13 protein-coding genes and 1 other RNA gene are annotated in these 18,242 nt (G+C 42.2%); 8 read left to right on the plus strand and 6 right to left on the minus strand.

The genetic code is table 11. From position 1 onward, the window contains the following. Positions 1 to 61 precede the first annotated feature (61 nt). The 5 genes from AACX38_RS03395 (at position 62) to ffs (ending at position 6,268) form a co-directional block, all read left to right on the plus strand. A complete protein-coding gene (locus AACX38_RS03395) occupies positions 62 to 1,810 on the plus strand; it encodes a SmdA family multidrug ABC transporter permease/ATP-binding protein (protein ID WP_228863543.1) in 1,749 nt (582 codons plus the stop codon). Beyond that, positions 1,794 to 3,587: a SmdB family multidrug efflux ABC transporter permease/ATP-binding protein gene (locus tag AACX38_RS03400; RefSeq protein WP_304957140.1), complete on the plus strand. Its 1,794-nt coding sequence runs from the start codon at positions 1,794 to 1,796 to the stop codon at positions 3,585 to 3,587. Before AACX38_RS03395 ends, AACX38_RS03400 begins: the two co-directional genes overlap by 17 nt. A gap of 181 nt (positions 3,588 to 3,768) precedes the next feature. After that, the gene (glnK, locus tag AACX38_RS03405) at positions 3,769 to 4,107 is read left to right on the plus strand and encodes a P-II family nitrogen regulator (RefSeq protein WP_099123909.1); all 339 of its coding nucleotides are present in this window, start codon (positions 3,769 to 3,771) and stop codon (positions 4,105 to 4,107) included. Positions 4,108 to 4,121: 14 nt separating this feature from the next. Continuing rightward, complete coding sequence (gene amtB / locus AACX38_RS03410) at positions 4,122 to 5,402, plus strand: ammonium transporter AmtB (RefSeq protein ID WP_228863544.1); 1,281 nt, start codon at positions 4,122 to 4,124, stop codon at positions 5,400 to 5,402. 769 nt (positions 5,403 to 6,171) lie between these two features. Continuing rightward, positions 6,172 to 6,268: signal recognition particle sRNA small type (gene ffs, locus AACX38_RS03415), an RNA gene on the plus strand. Between the two features lie 126 nt (positions 6,269 to 6,394). On the opposite strand, the gene AACX38_RS03420 is transcribed toward ffs, so the two are convergent. The 4 genes from AACX38_RS03420 to AACX38_RS03435 all read right to left on the minus strand — a co-directional run bounded on the left by AACX38_RS03420 (position 6,395) and on the right by AACX38_RS03435 (position 12,123). Then, a complete protein-coding gene (locus tag AACX38_RS03420; protein WP_010845060.1) occupies positions 6,395 to 6,598 on the minus strand; it encodes an HHA domain-containing protein in 204 nt (67 codons plus the stop codon). A 46-nt stretch (positions 6,599 to 6,644) separates the two neighbouring features. Beyond that, positions 6,645 to 7,013: an Hha toxicity modulator TomB gene (gene tomB / locus AACX38_RS03425; protein WP_099111573.1), complete on the minus strand. Its 369-nt coding sequence runs from the start codon at positions 7,011 to 7,013 to the stop codon at positions 6,645 to 6,647. A 745-nt stretch (positions 7,014 to 7,758) separates the two neighbouring features. Beyond that, on the minus strand, positions 7,759 to 10,908 hold the full coding sequence (locus tag AACX38_RS03430) for an efflux RND transporter permease subunit (protein ID WP_228863545.1): 3,150 nt from the start codon (positions 10,906 to 10,908) through the stop codon (positions 7,759 to 7,761). Positions 10,909 to 10,923: 15 nt separating this feature from the next. Beyond that, positions 10,924 to 12,123: an efflux RND transporter periplasmic adaptor subunit gene (locus AACX38_RS03435; RefSeq protein WP_099122227.1), complete on the minus strand. Its 1,200-nt coding sequence runs from the start codon at positions 12,121 to 12,123 to the stop codon at positions 10,924 to 10,926. 152 nt (positions 12,124 to 12,275) lie between these two features. Here AACX38_RS03435 and acrR point away from each other — a divergent pair, with 152 nt between their 5' ends. Further along, positions 12,276 to 12,926 carry a multidrug efflux transporter transcriptional repressor AcrR gene (acrR, locus tag AACX38_RS03440; RefSeq protein ID WP_228863546.1) on the plus strand — a complete coding sequence of 217 codons (651 nt, stop codon included), beginning with the start codon at positions 12,276 to 12,278 and terminating at the stop codon, positions 12,924 to 12,926. A 143-nt stretch (positions 12,927 to 13,069) separates the two neighbouring features. Continuing rightward, positions 13,070 to 16,531 (plus strand): mechanosensitive channel MscK, encoded by a 3,462-nt coding sequence (gene mscK, locus AACX38_RS03445; RefSeq protein WP_228863547.1) that lies wholly within the window; start codon positions 13,070 to 13,072, stop codon positions 16,529 to 16,531. Positions 16,532 to 16,656: 125 nt separating this feature from the next. On the opposite strand, the gene rsmS is transcribed toward mscK, so the two are convergent. Together rsmS and priC are read right to left on the minus strand one after the other, a co-directional pair. Next, positions 16,657 to 16,827 carry a pleiotropic regulatory protein RsmS gene (gene rsmS, locus AACX38_RS03450; protein ID WP_099111367.1) on the minus strand — a complete coding sequence of 57 codons (171 nt, stop codon included), beginning with the start codon at positions 16,825 to 16,827 and terminating at the stop codon, positions 16,657 to 16,659. Between the two features lie 20 nt (positions 16,828 to 16,847). Then, positions 16,848 to 17,390: a primosomal replication protein PriC gene (gene priC, locus AACX38_RS03455; protein WP_228863548.1), complete on the minus strand. Its 543-nt coding sequence runs from the start codon at positions 17,388 to 17,390 to the stop codon at positions 16,848 to 16,850. Positions 17,391 to 17,594: 204 nt separating this feature from the next. Here priC and apt point away from each other — a divergent pair, with 204 nt between their 5' ends. Next, positions 17,595 to 18,146 (plus strand): adenine phosphoribosyltransferase, encoded by a 552-nt coding sequence (apt, locus tag AACX38_RS03460; RefSeq protein WP_228863549.1) that lies wholly within the window; start codon positions 17,595 to 17,597, stop codon positions 18,144 to 18,146. Positions 18,147 to 18,242: the final 96 nt, after the last annotated feature.

The following is an 18,242-nucleotide window of genomic DNA, read 5'->3' on the forward strand; positions in this document are numbered from 1 at the left end:
CTAAAATCTCTTTGGTGAAGTGGGCGCTGATCCTTTCATTTTTTACCTCGGGAATAGTTTTGTGAGATTATTTTCTCAATTACGTTGGTATTTTCTTAGTGAATGGCGCCGCTATTTAGGAGCCATTATTTTTTTGGTGATGGTTGCGATATTGCAATTAATTCCCCCACGTCTGGTTGGAATTATTGTTGATGGCGTCAGTACCAAAACAATGTCATCCAATCAGTTATTGATGTGGATAGGCATCATGCTCGTTATAGCCGTAGCTATATATGGCCTGCGATACGTTTGGCGGGTATGGTTATTTGGAGCTTCTTATCGTTTGGCTGTTAAGCTGCGTAGTGATTTTTACCAGAGATTGAGCCGTCAGGATCCTGAATTTTATTTACGTCACAGAACGGGGGATTTAATTGCCCGGTCAACAAATGACGTTGATAGAGTTGTTTTTGCAGCAGGTGAGGGAGTACTTACTTTCGTTGATGCCTTAGTCATGGGATGCGCTGTACTTATTGTGATGAGCGTAGAGATAAGCTGGCAATTGACTCTATTATCATTGCTACCTATGCCTATTATGGCATTAGTAATTAAACGGTACGGTCAACAGCTTCACCATCGTTTTAAATTAGCCCAAGGTGCTTTTTCTGCACTGAATAACCATGCTCAGGAAAGTTTAACCAGTATTCGAATGATCAAAGCTTTTGGATTGGAAGACCTACAATCCAGTCAGTTTGAAGAAGTAGCCACCGAAGCTGGCCGCAAAAATATGCGTGTTGCACGAGTCGATGCTCGTTTTGATCCCACTATCTTTATTGCCATCGGTTTTTCTAACTTACTGGCAGTCGGTGGAGGAAGCTGGATGGTAGTAAATGGTTCTCTGACACTGGGGGAGCTGACAAGCTTTGTCATGTACTTAGGATTGATGATTTGGCCTATGTTAGCGCTGGCATGGATGTTCAACATTGTTGAGCGTGGTAGTGCGGCCTATACGCGTATTCTCAGTCTGTTACAGGAGCCTTTGGTGATCGAAGACGGTTCACACTCCTTATCTGCGGTGCGTGGCACATTAACTGCTGATATCAACACCTTTATTTATCCCGGTTATAGTGAACCTGTTTTGCAGAATATCTATTTTCAGTTATTGCCGGGGCAGTTATTAGGCATTTGTGGGCCGACTGGGTCAGGAAAAAGTACATTACTCGCTGTATTGCAACGTCAGTTTGATATTACTGATGGTGAAATTCTATTCCAGTCCCAAAATGTTTCTACATTGAGGATGGATGAATGGCGCTCACGGCTGGCTGTTGTGAACCAGACACCTTTTTTGTTTTCAGATACGGTTTCAGGGAATATTGCTTTAGGGCGCCCAGATGCTACTCAAGAACAAATTGAGGAAGTTGCCCGTTTAGCAAATGTTCATGATGATATTCTGCGATTACCACAAGGTTATCAAACAGAAGTTGGAGAGCGGGGTGTGATGCTTTCTGGCGGTCAAAAGCAACGCATCTCTATCGCAAGAGCACTTCTATTAGATGCAGAAATTTTGATTTTGGATGATGCCCTTTCTGCTGTAGATGGCCAGACTGAGCATCAGATCATGAAAAACCTCAGTCAATGGCGGCAGCAGCGTACTGTTATTATTAGTGCGCACCGATTATCCGCGTTAGTAGAAGCTGATAATATTCTGGTTATGCAAAATGGCATGACTTCTCAACAGGGGCAGCATAAAAAGCTCATTGCACAATCTGGTTGGTATTCAGAAATGTACCAATACCAACAACTTGAAGCTGCATTGGATGGTGAATATGAGTAACACTGGTATGGAAAAGCCTAATACACGAAAACTCTGGCCGTCTTTAAAGCGCCTGCTGTCTTACAGTAAACATCATCGCAAGCCCATTGTTCTGGCTGTAATTATGTTATGGGTAGCTGCTCTGGCAGAAGTCAGTGGTCCAATGCTCATCAGTTATTTTATCGATAATATGGTTTCAACCGGCCACATCCCGCTTGGTATTGCCAGTGGCCTTGCGGCTGTATTTTTGATATTGCAGGTGGTGGCTGCTGCATTACATTATTTCCAATCTCTACTGTTTAATCAGGCATCTGTAGGAGTAGTGCAGCAAATTCGAACAGATGTTATGGATTCAGCTCTGCGTCAGCCGCTAAGTACTTTTGATAGCCAACCTGTCGGGCAATTAATTTCCCGTGTGACAAATGATACGGAAGTTATCAAAGATCTGTTTGTGAATGTCATTCCTACGGTTTTTCGTAGTGTTGCACTGATTGGCGCAATGCTAATGGCAATGTTCTTTTTAGACTGGCGTATGGCGAGTGTTGCGCTGACTATCTTCCCTGCTGTTTTTCTGGTCATGATACTTTATCAGCGTTTCAGTACGCCTATTATTCGGCGGGTAAGAGGGTACCTTGCTGACATTAATAATGTTTTTAATGAAGCCATTAATGGTATGACTGTCATCCAGCAGTTTCGTCAGCAGGCGCGCTTTGGTGAGAAACTGTTTGCTACTAACCGGGCTCACTATCAGGCGCGAATGCAAGCGTTGCGCTTGGATGGCGTTCTGTTAAGGCCTTTGTTGAGCCTGTTTTCTGCTGCAGTATTGTGTGGTTTATTACTGTTGTTTGGTTTTCAGGGAACAGACTTTATTGGGGTAGGGGTATTGTATGCATTTATCAGTTACCTTGGACGCTTGAATGAGCCACTGATTGAACTGACAGCGCAGCAGTCGCTATTACAGCAGGCGGTGGTTTCAGGTGAGCGCGTTTTTGAATTAATGGATAGCCCTCAGCAGCAGTATGGTGTTGATAAACAGATTCTAACGAGTGGCAGAATTGATGTTGAAAATTTAAGCTTTGCTTATCGTAATGACAAAGTTGTGTTAGATAATATCAATCTGCATGTACCATCACGGGGTTTTATTGCTTTAGTTGGGCATACTGGCAGTGGTAAAAGTACACTGGCTAATTTGTTGATGGGGTATTACCCATGGCAAAGTGGTGAAATTTATCTTGATGGGCGGTCGGTATCTTCTCTTTCTCATACCACCTTGCGCAATGGTGTGGCAATGGTTCAGCAGGATCCTGTTATTCTGGCTACCTCATTTTTCGATAATATCACTTTAGGACGAGATATTTGTGAGGAAAAAGTCTGGCAGGTACTGGAGGTTGTGCAACTGGCTGGGTTTGTACGAAAATTACCTGAAGGTATTTATTCAAGACTGGGAGAGCAGGGGAATACGCTTTCTGCCGGGCAAAAACAACTTTTAGCAATGGCCCGGGTCTTGGTGCAAACACCACAAATTCTGATTCTGGATGAAGCGACAGCAAATATTGATTCAGGAACAGAACAATCCGTTCAACAGGCATTACGGATGATCCGCAAACAGACAACCTTGGTAGTTATAGCGCATCGTCTTTCAACGATTGTTGAGGCTGATTCCATATTTGTGCTGCATCGTGGTGCAATTGTAGAGCAGGGGCAGCATCAACAGCTACTGGAAAGGCGTGGTCGTTATTACCAGATGTATCAGCTGCAACAAGTAGGCGAAACATTAAACGAACCTCTGCACATTTAGTGTGCATATCGGGAGTGGCTGAACAAGTTACTCCCGTTCTCACATCTTCTTTCAGTACAATTCATTTATAACTCTTTGGCTAAAAATAACTTTTAATTTTTGGCATTCCCTTTGCAACTATCTCCTGTAATTCATTCTTGTAAATACTATTTGGTAAGTACAGATAAAAAGCGGGGGAGATATGAAGTTGATCACTACCATCATTAAGCCTTTTAAATTAGAAGAGGTAAGGGAAGCCCTTTCAGATATAGGCATACAGGGCATGACTATCACTGAAGTAAAGGGTTTTGGTCGTCAAAAAGGCCATTCAGAGCTTTATCGGGGAGCTGAGTACAGTGTCAACTTCCTACCAAAAGTAAAACTTGATATTGCCACTCATGATGAACGAGTAGAAGAAATTATTCATGTGATAAAGCAGGCTGCTTTCACGGGAAAAATGGGTGATGGCAAGATCTTTGTTTTTGAATTACAGCATGCCGTCAGGATTAGGACAGGTGAAGTTAATGATGCGGCATTGTGAATGGGGGAAGAGAAATGAGAAAACTGCAATTAATGATGGCCAGCATTGTGGCTGGAGTTTCTTCTTGTGCTTTTGCGGCGGGAAATTCGGTAGATAAAGCTGATACTGTATTTATGTTGATAAATACAATCCTTGTGATTTTTATGACTATACCCGGTATTGCTTTATTCTATGGTGGATTGTTGCGCCGTAAGAATGTTTTGTCATTGATGTCACAAGTGATTGTCAGTTTTTCACTCGTGTGGGTTCTTTGGATTATTTATGGTTATAGTCTTTCTTTTGAAGCTGGGAACCCTTTTTTCGGTGGGTTTAAGCAAGTTATGCTGAAAGATATATCCATCACTGATTTAAGTGGTAGTTTCTATCAATTAATTTATGTCGTTTTTCAGGGGGCATTTGGCTGTATAACTGTGGCTTTAATTGTTGGAGCTTTGTGTGAAAGAGTCCGTTTTTCTGCGTTACTGATTTTCATAGTATTGTGGTTTACTGCTTCTTATATTCCTATGGTTCATATGGTGTGGGGTGGTGGTTGGCTGGCTCAGGATGGAGCTCTGGATTTTGCTGGTGGAACAGTTGTGCACATTAATGCAGCTGTTGCAGGTTTAGTTGGTGCTTACTTACTAGGGAAACGCTCTGGGTTTGGCAAGGAATCCTTTAAACCGCATAACCTGCCAATGACTTTTATTGGCACGGCGATCCTTTATATTGGCTGGTTTGGATTCAATGTCGGCTCGGCTGGAGCGGTAAATGCTATTGCAGCATTGGCACTTGTGAATACAATGGTAGCAACGGCAGGAGCCGTGTTGTCATGGGTTTTTTCAGAATGGGTATTCCGCAATAAACCCTCTCTTTTAGGCGCATGCTCTGGCTGTATTGCCGGGCTTGTTGCCATAACCCCCGCAGCTGCGACTGTTGGCATTGGGGGGGCTCTGGTGATTGGAATAATCGCTGGTATCACTGGTTTATGGGGTGTTGTTGTATTAAAACGCTGGTTGCGTGTCGATGATGTCTGTGATGTTTTTGGTGTTCATGGCGTATGCGGCATTATTGGTTGTTTATTAACGAGTATTTTTACTGCGTCTACTTTGGGCGGAACCGGGTTTTCGGAAGGTATGACGATGCTAAAGCAGGTTGGTGTACAGGCGGTTAGCATTTTGGTGTGTGTTATCTGGTCAGCTCTAGCCGCTTATCTCTCATTCAAGATTGCTGATAAGGCAATCGGGTTACGCATCAGTATTGAATCAGAAAGAGAAGGGTTAGATATTACTGCACATGGAGAAAGTGCCTACAATTGATGTGTTGCTTTCCCACTACCGTTTTTTAACATACAGCTGTCTACGACGTTTCCAGAGACTAATTAGAGGATTAAGCCTCTCACCGGAGGCCAGCCTCTGGTTGGTTCCGGTTAGCTCTTCTTTCCCTTGCTACCGAAACACTGATGAAATCCATTGATATACATAATTTTAAATTGATATTTTATGTTATCGAATTTATTTATTGATTGTTACACTTATAATCGTATTAGTCATTTTTATTGGTTGGTTATTTAGTTTAATGATTGTTTTACTGTGCCTGAGCAATAATTTTTTAAGTGTAATTCTTTAAATATCATTTTTTTAATATGGTGTTGATTAAATCTATTTAAATAGAAAGCCGCTAGTGAGTAATCTTATTAAACTATTTTATTTGTTATTTTAATTAAGAGCATGATTATAATTTTCATGAATTATACTCTCCACCTTTCCTGGTTGCCTCTTTTGTTGGTGGCATTTACTCTGGTATCAACATACGGTTCGGTTATTTATGTTGTAGGGGGATTCTTTGGTCACCATTGATGAACTTTAAAATTCATTGTGTATAGAAAAGATACATAACCGCTCTGGCTCTTGTGAGAGTCTGCAATTAGCACTGTGGTAATGCGATTCAGTAAAATAAATGAGTTGTCACTGGGGCTGTGTTATGTCTAATAAATAGACATTTAGACTAGAGTGGCTTGCTATTTTTAATAGTATGCTAGATAATGAGCGCCGCTTTGAAGTTAAAAGCAAACGTCAATGAGGGCTCTATTGGTTCTCCCGCAATGCTAACTTGTTAACTTGGTCAGATCTGGAAAGAAGCAGCCATAGCAGGGGATGTGTGTGCTGGGATGTCGCTGATAGAGCCCTCACCCATTTTTTCGGTCCGCTATTCTCATCCCATATTCAGTTTAATCAAGAAATAACCAGTATATGGGGAGCCGATAATAGTTACCGGCCTTCACTACTTCCTATCTGATCACGACAACGTATTATCGAACAAATTTCCAGACAGACGATGGGATTTTGTCATAGAGTTTATTCATGGTCAGTTCAGCCAGACGGTGGTCAGCTGCGGAATAGAACAATTCCAGTTCATCGTCCGAAAGCTCATATTTGTTTTTTTCAATTACACGTTCCAGCGTTTCAATAGAAGTGCATTTTCTCAAACGCATCAGATAGTCAGTTTTAGTCATGGTCGCCTTATCTTATTTGGTATAAAAATGGTTAAGAATATATTTATCAGATTTTGCTTAAAGAAGCGTTCAAATCATGTAGTAGAATACTCGTTAAGTGTTCGTTTGTTCTTTGCCAGTTTGTTAGTTCAACAAAGCTTATCTTATCACTACCAAACAAATTATATGTTTCATCCAGATATTTATCAATTAAGGTACTGAGATTGTAGTTATCAGTATATTTAATTTTAAAACTCCAGACAAACGCCGTAATGTGCTCAATCAATTCGTTTAGTCTTAAGTTTTTTTCGGAAGTCAGATCATTGATCCAATGATTATCAGTGCGATTCAACACTGAAAATGCTTCGTGAATTAAATTTTCACATAAGTACTTTAATTCAGCAATATCATGTCTTCTTGGTGAATATTCATCCATAAACACCCTCCCGTAAACAACGCACGGCTTATTTGAACTAAGGCTTATACATATCAATTATTATAGTCGTTCTTTTAAAATTGAGCCTATCAAAACATGATTATTATTTATTAATAATAAAACTCTGTTTTTCTGTTCACCACCAGTTCATTTAAACGATTGCCAATTTACTTCAGGCTTCGGCCAAAGGCTAGCTATCAGCTAAAAGGTGGGTGTAAACGCATGTGTCATTGAATATATTGAATTATACTAATATAGTGATTGTTATAGCAATAGGTACGCAAATCATTATATACCTACCCTCTTTCAAATTGCTACTTTTTTGCTGGCTGCGCTGTTAGCATTACTCACTTACATAAGCATCTTACACGTAGTTATCGATCATAGTGTTTATAAGTCGGCTTTATGCTTGCAACTTGGGTTTGGCCTATATATGAATTGTATTGCAGCGTTAAAAATGAAAGTGATGCCATTATTGCATATGTCATCAGTGTGGGGGAACATTTTTTATCATTAAATGGCTAATCAGAAGAAAAAGATGCTAAATTCCCGACTTATCTTCCCTTTATTATAAAAAACGTAAAGGTATCACTTTTAAATGTAAGGTATTTTTTATAAATATTTATTTTGCTTACTGTAAGAGTGTTTGTCTTTTGTTGAAATATCAGTGAAAAAATTTTTCATCTAATGCCATTTGTCCAATATTAAAGGCCACCGGAGTGGCCTTTAAAGTTATTTATTGAATTTAATGAGGAGATGAAATGTGTTCAGTATCCTCATTTTTTTTGCTAAAACGGCGTTTAATCACAACGAAGAATACAGGGACGAAGTAAATAGCCAGAGATGTCGCAGCAATCATTCCACCCAGTACGCCAGTTCCTACGGCATTTTGAGCACCGGAGCCTGCACCGTTGCTCAGTACTAGAGGCATGACACCTAACATGAACGCCAGAGATGTCATCAGAATAGGGCGTAAGCGCATTCTGACTGCTTCCATCGTTGATTCAATAAGTCCTTTGCCGTCTTTTTCCATCAAGTCCTTGGCGAATTCAACAATAAGGATGGCATTTTTTGCAGACAGGCCGATTGTTGTCAGCAAACCAACTTTAAAGTAGACGTCATTATCCATACCACGCATAAAGGTTGCCAGTAATGCACCAATAACACCTAATGGAACAACCAACATTACAGAGAATGGTATGGACCAGCTTTCATACAGGGCTGCCAGACAGAGGAATACCACAAGCAGAGACAGGGCATATAAAGCCGGAGCCTGATTACCTGAAAGTCGTTCCTGATAAGACATTCCCGTCCAGTCATAGCCAATACCCGCCGGCAATTGTGACGCAAGTTTTTCCATCAAAGCCATTGCTTCACCAGTACTTTTTCCAAGTACGGCTTCACCAACAATTTCCATGGATGGTAATCCGTTATAGCGTTCAAGGCGCGGAGGACCGTAGATCCAAGGTTCTTTGGTAGTATCCATGAATGTAGAAAATGGCACCATTTCACCGTAGAGGTTCCGGACATATAATTTGGCAATATCTTTTGGCAGCATACGGAAACGGGCATCAGCCTGAACGTAGACCTGCTTAATACGGCCACGATCAATAAAATCATTCACATAAGTACCACCAAACATTGTACTGAGCGTGATATTAATGTCATTGATGGAGACACCCTGTGCTTCTGCTTTTTCCTGATCAATGTAGAAGCGATATTGAGGCGTATCATTCTGACCATTAGGACGCACACCGGTCAGTATATCTGAATTTTGAGCCGCCATGCCCAGTAACTGATTACGGGCATTTGTTAGTGCTTCATGCCCAAGGTTTCCTTTATCAATTAACTGGAAGTCAAAACCACTGGCAGAGCCTAATTCCACGATAGACGGAATGTTAAATGCGAATACCATTCCTTCTTTTATTTGTGAAAAACGAATATTAGCTCGGTTTACAATTGCCGGAACCTTATCTTTGTCTTTCTTACGTTCATCCCAGTCTTTTAAGCTGACAAACGCCAGCCCCATATTTTGCCCCTGACCGGCGAAACCAAAGCCGTTTAAGGTAAATACAGACTGAACAACGTCTTTTTCATTGGTATGGAAGTAATCATTAATTTCATTCAGTACCTTCTGTGTTTGCTCCTGAGTCGAGCCGGGAGGTAACTGAACCATTGCCAGCAATACACCCTGATCTTCTTCTGGAAGGAAAGATGCCGGGATACGAATGAATAACAAAGCCGTTCCTGCGATGAGCACGACATAAATCAACAGATAACGCCTTGTACCGCGCAGCATACGCCCGACACTGTCAGTATAATGATGAGTGCTTTTTTCGAATAAACGGTTAAACCAGCCAAAGAAACCTGTCTGAATACCGTGGCTGCCTTTGGCAATCGGCTTAAGCATCGTTGCACAAAGTGCTGGCGTCAGGATTAGGGCAACAAATACAGACAAGATCATTGCCGAGACGATGGTGATGGAGAACTGGCGATAGATTGCCCCTGTTGCGCCACCAAAGAATGCCATCGGAACAAATACTGCGGAAAGAACCAGCGCGATACCGACCAGAGCACTTTGGATCTGTCCCATTGATCTTTTTGTTGCTTCTTTTGGTGAAAGCCCTTCTTCCTGCATGACACGTTCGACGTTTTCTACTACGACGATTGCGTCATCAACAAGCAGACCGATGGCCAATACCATAGCGAACATGGTTAATGTATTGATGGAATAACCAAATGCAGCCAGAACAGCAAATGTACCCAGCAATACGACCGGAACAGCAATGGTTGGGATCAGTGTAGCCCGGAAGTTTTGCAGGAACAGGTACATGACAACAAATACCAACAGGATAGCTTCTATCAGTGTTTTCACCACTTCGAAAATAGAAATCTTAACGAAAGGGGTGGTGTCATATGGGTACACAACATTTAAGCCATGCGGAAAGTAAGGCTGCATCTCTGACAGTGCTTTCTTGACGGCTTTAGAAGTATCCAGCGCGTTGGCACCTGTTGCTAATTTGATACCTATACCTGATGCCGGTTTACCATTAAATCGGGCAAGAAAACTATAGTGCTGGGCACCGAGTTCAACAGTGGCAACATCGGCTAGAGTGATTTTGGAACCATCAGGAGTAACACGCAGCAGGATCCGACTAAACTGCTCAGGAGAGCTCAGGCGAGTCTGGGCAATAATAGAAACATTCAGACGCTGACCGGGAACAGAAGGCGTTGCCCCTAATTGTCCGGCGGCAACCTGATTATTCTGCTCCTTAATGCTCTTCATGACATCCAGCGCAGTCATTTTATAGTTGACCAGTTTATCGGGATCGAGCCAGATACGCATGGCATACTGAGTACCAAGAAGCATGGCTTCACCCACTCCAGCCACGCGGCTCAGGGAATCTTTGACATTGGCTCCAACGTAATCGGAAATGTCCTCCTGAGACATGGTATTATTCTCAGAAATGAAACCCGCAACCATTAAAAATGAGCTGGTTGTCTTCTCAACGCTAACACCTTGTTGTTGGACCTCCTGAGGTAACAGAGGGAGCGCCTGCTGTAGTTTATTTTGTACCTGAACCTGAGCTGTATCAGCATTGGTTTCTGCTTCAAAAGTAAGAGTGATACTAGTACGGCCTGCTGAGTCGCTGTTGGAAGACATATACACAAGGTTATCGATACCATTCATATTTTGCTCGATAACCTGAGTGACCGTATTTTGTAACGTTATTGCGTCAGCTCCAGGGTAAGAGGCCGAAATAACAATCGATGGAGGAGCAATGGCAGGATATTGCTCCACAGGTAATTTCATTATCGCCAACAGACCAGCGAGCATGGTGATAATCGCAATTACCCATGCAAAGATTGGTCGTTCTATAAAAAACTTAGGCATGAATCCCCAACTCCTTTATTGAGATTTTTTGGCTGATTCAGTTTTATTTGTTTCAGGTTTGGCATCCAGATCCACTTCTGTTGGCTGAACAGTAGCTCCCGGCGCAGCTTTAAACAGACCTGTGACAATCACTTTATCCCCGGCCTTCAACCCTTCAGTGACGAGCCACTTATTACCAATTGCCTGAGGGGCTTTGAGATAACGCAATTCTACCTTGTTATCTTTATCAACAATCAGTGCTGTTGCCTGCCCACGAGGCGTTCTGGAAATAGCTTGTTGTGGGACCAGAATCGCATTATGGCGAACACCTTCCTCCAGCTTGGTACGGACAAACATACCCGGAAGTAGTTCTTCATTCGGATTTGGGAAAACTGCGCGCATTGTGATGGTGCCTGTTGTTTCCTCAACGGTAATATCAGAAAACTCAAGGTGGCCCGTCTGGCTGTACTCCATTCCTGTATCTGTGACTAAATGAATTTTGGGCTTGCCGTTTTCTCGCTGAATCGTACCTTTTGCGATTTCATTTTTAAGTCGCAGATAATCATCACTGGATTGGGTGATATCAACATAAATCGGATCCAATTGCTGAACACTCGTCAGTGCCGTTGTCTGACCGGCAGAAACCAAAGCACCTTCAGAAACTGCCGATTTACCTATACGTCCGGAGATAGGCGCAGTGACTTTGGTATAGGCTAAATTGATACGGGCACTTTCCAGCGCTGCTTTAGCAGACTGAACATCTGCGACAGCCTGAGCGTAGTCAGAGTTAGCTTTATCAAATTCCTGCTTACTGACATATTGTGTCCCCAGCAGTGGCTTATAGCGTTCAACAGTTAAATGGCCGACGTTTTCATTTGCTGTCGCTCTGGCCAAGTTTGCTTTGGCTTTATTGTAATCAGCCTGATAGCTTGCTGGATCAATTTGATAGAGTGATTCTCCGGCGGTGATATCACTACCTTCTTTATAGTTACGTTTCAGAATGATGCCACTGACTTGGGGACGGACTTCGGCAACTCGGAAAGCTGAAGTTCTACCCGGCAATTCAGTGATGACTGTCAGAGGTTCAGCTTTGAGCGTCACGATACCGACTTCAGGAGCCTGCTCGCCAGCAGCCCTTTGCTGAGTATTTTGATTATCGTTACATCCTGAGAGAATGAAGCTGCCTGAAAGTACCAGTAATGTGGCCAGAGGCAAAACCCCTCTGTTTTTTAGCATAAGTAAACCTCAATTTTTCAATGTAAACTCTCGAGCTTTATGAGCGTTAACGAGTGAAATTATTACTTCATTAATGAGCGGTGCTATAGTACAAACATACATGAATGTATGTAAATCAGCCTTGAGTCAAAAACAAAGTTTATGGCATGAAAATGGCACGAAAAACTAAACAGCAAGCTAACGAAACCCGCCAACACATTATCGAAGCCGCGATAAAGGTTTTTTCTGAGCGTGGTGTGTCTGCAACATCATTGTCTGAAATCGCGGTTGCAGCGGGTGTAACGCGAGGTGCAATTTACTGGCACTTTAAAAATAAAACTGATTTGCTTTTTGCTGTGTGCAAAATGCCAGCAAACAAAATAGACGCGTTAGAGAAAGAGTATCAGGCAAAATATCCTAATAATCCACTCCTCGTATTGCGATATATATTAATTTTTCTACTAAAAGTCATGACGACTGATTCTCAAAATCGTTTATTAATGGAAATATTTTTCCATAAATGTGAGTTTGTTGGAGAAATGTCTTCACTAGCTGAACAGATTAGAGAAGTCTGTATTTCTGATTATCAAAAAATAGAAGACATGTTGGTTATGTGTATTCAGTCAGGAGAGCTACCTTATAATCTTGATATAAGGCGTTCAGCCATCATGTTAAGGGCATTAATGACCGGGTTGCTTGAAAACTGGTTATTTGCACCAGAGAGTTTTAATATTCAGGCACAATCTGAGTCTCTGGTGGATGGCTTTATTGACACCCTAAAATATAGTCGTCACTTGCGTCGCATTGAAGATGCATCTTACTGAGTAAGTGAAACCAATAAAAAGATAATTAAGCGGTAAAGGCTATGCATCTATACATTATGGTGATGGCTCTTTCTTAACGAGCAGAATTGCCGGTACTTCAGTGCTATCATTCCATTATCTGTAAACGATGAGTAGATTAATTCATGGTTCTATTTAACCGCGGTTTGAGTGTCTTACTCAACAAAGTGGGTCTGTCATGTAATAAAAGGCCCGATATATTATATTTTCGCCAGCTGGGTCTAATCAGCCTGCTTTTTTTTCTGCTGTTTTTTCTTCACCCCGCCTCGGCTGCATTCAGCAATGATGTACCAACACGTGATGATATCCAGAACCAGCTTAAGGTGTTAACGGACCGTAATGAGCATACTCTTGAAGAGAGAGCCTCGATCGCTGATTTGGAAAAAGCACTTTCTTTCTTTGATAAGATCGAGAAGATTCAGCAGGATTCTGAGCAGCTGGAAAAAAATTTACAGCAATTACCTCAGAAGTCACAACTACTCACAGCTGAGTTAGCGAGCCTGAAAAATAATTCTCAACAAAATGAGGATGAATATAAGCACAATCTGGCGACTTTATCGCTGAAACAACTTGAATTTAAACAGAGTGTTACACTTAACAGTTTACAAAAAGCGCAGGACAACCTCGCTAACTACAATAGCCAACTGATTGGGTTGCAAACACAGCCTGAACGGGCACAAAATCTGCTGTTTAATAATGTCCAAAGATTACAGCAAATCCGTAATTTGCTTAATAATGCTGTTACGGAGCAATCGGACGTTCGCCATACTGAGATTGAATTATTACAGGTAGAGCAAGCTTTCCTGACGCAGCAAAAAGAATATCAAAAATCGGCTCTGCGCGCTAATACACGGCTGCAAACCCTTCTACAGCTACAGCGCGATTATACCTCCTTCCAGATTGAACAATTAGAGCGGCATTTCCAGTTTATTCAGGATATGGTCAATGGAAAGCACTTAATTGATTCGGAGGAAACCGCGAAAGAAGCGCAGAATTCAAATGATACCAGTCCCCATATTCAGTCTAATCCGCTGGTCAGAGAAGAAATTATGGTGAACCGTGAATTCAGTGAGCGTTTTGTGGCAGCAACACGGGATAATAATCAGCTGGTGAAGAAAAAAATTCAGGTGAAGAATTTTTTAGACAGAGCTATCCAGTCTGAACGTGATTTAAAAGAACAGGTTAAGGTGTTACGCGGTAGTTTATTGTTATCGCGTATTTTGTTTCAGGAACAGCTAAAAGTTCCCCAAGCAGTCCTGACAAAGGATTTACCAACGAAAATTGCTGATTTACGGCTGGAGCAGTTTGAAATTGCGCAGCAGCGTGATCAGCTTTATTTAGTGGACGATTATATTAATAAACTTCTGAATCAGCATGCCAATGATGTCAAAAATGAGCCTCAGGAAGCTGTTGGAGAAATCCGTAATGCGATAGGGCAATTACTGGAAATTCGTCGAGAGTTGTTGGATCAATTGAATGACCAGTTGGGGCAGCAGATCACACAAGCGATTAATTTACAGCTGGATCAGCAAGAACTGTTGAATGTGACACAATCGCTGGAACAGACGCTCGTCCAGCAGATTTTCTGGGTTAACAGCAATAAGCCGATGAACTGGGTCTGGCTGAAATCATTGCCTATTTTAGTACATGAAGAGCTGACTCACTTTAGTGTGCATTTTACTATCAGAGGGATTATTTCCGGGTTGCAGAACTCTGTCCATTTTGTCATTCCTCTATTACTGGTAGGCCTGTTTCTGCGTTGGCAGACAAAAAGTATTAATGCACATTTGAAGAAAATTTCAGCTGAAATAGGGCAGCTACGCAGGGATAGTCAGCTACATACTCCACTGGCTTTGGTTCTGACGCTGATAAAAACGTTGCCACTGGCGTCTATTATTCTGGCTATAGGTTATTGGTATTCGAAGTCAGAGGATGAACTGGGAGGAATGATATGGGATTTCTCCAGTCATTTGGCTTTATTCTGGGTTGTCTATGGCTCCAGTTACCAAATTCTGGAAAGAGGCGGGATTGGAGAACAGCATTTTTCACTCGATAGAGAAGTCTGTTCCTTATTCCGCAAAAATCTGGTCAGATTATCAGTCGCTTTACTGCCGATTTTGTTCTGGGTAACTCTGGGAGTTAAGCATCCGCTTCGTTTGGCTGATGATGTTATTGGTCAATGTACGGTGTTGATTTGCCTGCTCTTCGTTTTTATCTTTGTTTTTCCGTTCTGTCGTCAGGTATGGCGTGAAAAAAGTTCGCATATGATCCGCACGATCGTGGTGACAATGTTGACTTTTTCACCACTGATTCTGATAGTGCTGATGGTGTCAGGTTATTTTTACACTACGTTACGCTTGTCTGAACGCTGGCTTTACAGCGCTTATTTGCTGCTTCTCTGGCATATTTGCTATCAATCCTGTTTACGTGGATTAAGTCTTGCTGCCCGCCGTATCGCATATCGCCGGGCCATGTCTCGCCGTCAGGCACAGGCAAAAGAAGGTGCGGAAGGTGAAGTCATCGAAGAACCGCCAATGGCCTTGGAGCTGATTAATCAGCAATCATTACGTCTAACGACTATGGTGCTGTTTTTGATCTTTTTTATGGCGTTTTACTGGATTTGGTCTGATCTGGTAACGGTTTTCTCTTACCTTGATGGAATAAACCTGTGGCAATACAGCACGACAACCGATCAGGGAAATATTCTGCAACACGTTACCCTGAAAGATTTGGCACTCTCAGTCGCAATGCTGGTTATTTCATGGGTTATGATGCGAAATTTGCCGGGATTACTGGAAGTATTAGTGTTGTCCCGCTTACAGCTACAACAGGGTTCTTCTTATGCCATTAAGACAACGCTGACTTATTTAATCATCGGCATTGGCGGAATTAGTGCGCTGGGCACACTGGGGGTTTCGTGGAATAAATTACAATGGCTGGCAGCGGCACTTTCGGTTGGTTTGGGATTTGGGTTACAGGAAATCTTTGCCAACTTTGTTTCGGGCTTAATTATTTTATTTGAGCGTCCTGTCCGTATCGGGGATACCGTAACAATAGGGACTTATTCCGGTTCAGTCAGTAAAATCCGTATTCGGGCTACAACAATCACTGACTTTGACCGCAAAGAGGTCATCATTCCTAACCGGGCTTTTGTGACAGAACGCCTGATCAACTGGACCCTTTCTGACACTATCACGCGTATTATCATTAAAGTTGGTGTCGCCTATGGTTCCGATCTCGATAAGGTGAAAGAGGTCATGTTGCAGGCGGCGAAAAGTAATCATCGTGTAATGAGTGAACCGGAACCACAGGTTTATTTTATGAGTTTCGGTGCCAGTACGCTGGATCATGAATTGAGGCTTTATGTAAGGGAACTGGGAGATCGTAGCCGTACAGTTGATGAGGTAAACCGCAGTATAGATAAATTATGTCGGGAAAATGATATTAATATTGCCTTCAATCAACTGGAAGTTTATTTGCATAACGGTCAGGGCAATAGCCTGCAAGAGGTTAAAAGGTCGATAAGTGGTTCTCAGCGCCATATTGATGAACCTCCGACGCCTGATGATAAGCCGTTCTTACCTTAAATAATCATAATATACCCAATGGATTTCAAATTGCATCGCGGTGGCTGGGGTGAGCGAATGCTGCCAACAAAGAGGCAGTTTGAAAGACGACGGGTATAAAAGGGGGAACATTCCGGGCTGTACAATTAGGAATGTTCCTCAGATTGTTGAGGTAATTGTTTTAATTTTCCCTGTAGATCTTGTCTGACGATATCTAATGCTGCCAAAGCCGTTTCAGGGGAAATATCATTACATTCGAGCAGGTAAATGAGATCAACTGCAAGCTTGACCTCTGGTGGCGCATTTTCGAGTGACATAATGGGGGTTCCTCTAATCATTAATCAGAATGTTCCTGCTTTTCTATCGTTCTTTCTATGCGCATTAACGCCTGACGACAACGAGCCAGTCTGCCTGCCAGAGCAGCGATCTCTTTTTGCAGTTTATATTTATCGACGGACTCAGCTTTCTGAGCCAGTTGTAATTCTCGGTCATCAATCATTGCCATTAATCGGCGTTCATAATCCTGATGTTCGGCCAGACGATGATAAAGATCCTGCTCTTGTGACTGACGCCCGAATTTATCTTCCTGCTTGCGGAGAACCTGCGTGGATAATTCCCGTTTCAAAGCTTCTATTTGCATCACTAAACGTTCAGAGAGAAATTTAACCTGTACAGTGCGATTATCCCGGACGCAGCTTTTCAGCTGAACCATATTCTGATTAATTTCCAGCATATAGCCACTGAGTTTATTCGTATGACTGTGGAATAACGCCTGATCAAAACGGGCAATTGAAAATGGTATATCAGGCAGGGAAGATAATTCGGCCGCTAGCATACTGATTTGTTTTTCAAGCACATCTAATAAATTTTGTATACCCATCAGTATCCCGTTATAGTCGATAATCTTTTGGTTGAATGCTATTTCATCTGACCCGCGTTGTGTTTAATGATACGCAGGGATCAGCTGAGGATAAGCTTGATAAATATCAACAAAAATTAAGCGACAACTTGCTTTGTTGTTGCTTTTTCCCGGTAGTTTGCATAGATTTTAGCGTTTTCATTTTTTAACTGGCTGGCATTGATTATGACCGCTAACGCACAAAAACTGCAATTTATTAAAGATAGTATCGAAACAATACCTGATTATCCGAAAGCGGGCATACTTTTCCGCGATATTACCACGTTATTGGATAATCCTGTTGCATATCAGGCGACGATCGATTTATTGGTAGCCCACTTTCAGAACAAGGGTATTACCAAAATTGTCGGTACTGAAGCTCGTGGTTTCTTGTTCGGGGCACCAGTGGCACTGCGTCTGGGGGTAGGTTTTGTTCCTGTCCGTAAAAAAGGCAAACTACCCAGAGAGACGTTAAGTGAAACTTATGATCTGGAATACGGCACTGATACATTAGAAATTCATAAAGACAGCATCAAAGCCGGAGATAAAGTCCTCGTTGTTGACGACCTGCTTGCAACCGGTGGCACGATTGAAGCAACTGTGAGCTTAATCCGCCGTCTTGGTGGTGAGGTTTCAGAAGCGGCCTTTATTATTGGTCTTCCTGATTTGGGAGGCACAGAACGCCTGAAAAATCAGGGTATTGATAGCTACACCCTTGTTGAATTTCCAGGCCACTGATCGCTCTTGTTTTTGTATTGATTGCTCTGATTTTTGCATAATTGATACATCAGCCTCGCCGACTATGGTGAGGCTGTGCTAGCATGATAGGCAGTC

It is taken from the genome of Xenorhabdus sp. PB30.3 (assembly GCF_963895965.1).
GTDB lineage: Bacteria > Pseudomonadota > Gammaproteobacteria > Enterobacterales > Enterobacteriaceae > Xenorhabdus > Xenorhabdus stockiae.

Excerpts from the sequence above, each read along its gene's own strand:
- AACX38_RS03435 (WP_099122227.1), bottom strand. The coding sequence starts at position 12,123 with ATGCTAAAAAACAGAGGGGTTTTGCCTCTGGCCACATTACTGGTACTT.
- AACX38_RS03420 (WP_010845060.1), bottom strand. The coding sequence starts at position 6,598 with ATGACTAAAACTGACTATCTGATGCGTTTGAGAAAATGCACTTCTATT.
- priC (WP_228863548.1), bottom strand. The coding sequence starts at position 17,390 with ATGGGTATACAAAATTTATTAGATGTGCTTGAAAAACAAATCAGTATG.
- acrR (WP_228863546.1), top strand. The coding sequence starts at position 12,276 with ATGGCACGAAAAACTAAACAGCAAGCTAACGAAACCCGCCAACACATT.
- tomB (WP_099111573.1), bottom strand. The coding sequence starts at position 7,013 with ATGGATGAATATTCACCAAGAAGACATGATATTGCTGAATTAAAGTAC.
- AACX38_RS03400 (WP_304957140.1), top strand. The coding sequence starts at position 1,794 with ATGGTGAATATGAGTAACACTGGTATGGAAAAGCCTAATACACGAAAA.
- amtB (WP_228863544.1), top strand. The coding sequence starts at position 4,122 with ATGAGAAAACTGCAATTAATGATGGCCAGCATTGTGGCTGGAGTTTCT.
- AACX38_RS03430 (WP_228863545.1), bottom strand. The coding sequence starts at position 10,908 with ATGCCTAAGTTTTTTATAGAACGACCAATCTTTGCATGGGTAATTGCG.
- rsmS (WP_099111367.1), bottom strand. The coding sequence starts at position 16,827 with ATGTCACTCGAAAATGCGCCACCAGAGGTCAAGCTTGCAGTTGATCTC.
- apt (WP_228863549.1), top strand. The coding sequence starts at position 17,595 with ATGACCGCTAACGCACAAAAACTGCAATTTATTAAAGATAGTATCGAA.
- mscK (WP_228863547.1), top strand. The coding sequence starts at position 13,070 with ATGGTTCTATTTAACCGCGGTTTGAGTGTCTTACTCAACAAAGTGGGT.
- glnK (WP_099123909.1), top strand. The coding sequence starts at position 3,769 with ATGAAGTTGATCACTACCATCATTAAGCCTTTTAAATTAGAAGAGGTA.